Annotated in this window: 1 protein-coding gene; it reads right to left on the minus strand. The window is 43.5% G+C overall.

The window, feature by feature from the left end; all coding sequences use genetic code 11:
• A partial coding sequence (locus MO387_RS20980; RefSeq protein ID WP_242326520.1) for a helix-turn-helix domain-containing protein occupies positions 1 to 249 on the minus strand: 249 nt, incomplete at its 3' end.
• Positions 250 to 255 lie beyond the last annotated feature (6 nt).

Raw genomic sequence — 255 nt, forward strand, 5'->3', positions numbered from 1 at the left:
CTTGATCGTTTCGGCAGGGGTTTCTTTTGACTTAGGCATAAGGGGATGCTGAAAAGGTTTCGACCAATCGAGTCTACCATGTTTTCTAAGCCAAACGAGTACGGTTGAACGGCCTTGAATACCAAAATGGGCTTGGGCTTGTTTGTACGTCATTTCGCCTTTTTCAACACGCTCTACAACGCGTAATTTAAAGGCTAAGGTGTAATCTCGTTGTGTGCGCTTACGGCTTGAGTTAATTGATGTTGTCATAAAGAA

Origin of the sequence: Shewanella sp. N2AIL (assembly GCF_022690845.1) — a bacterium.
GTDB classification, from domain to species: domain Bacteria; phylum Pseudomonadota; class Gammaproteobacteria; order Enterobacterales; family Shewanellaceae; genus Shewanella; species Shewanella baltica.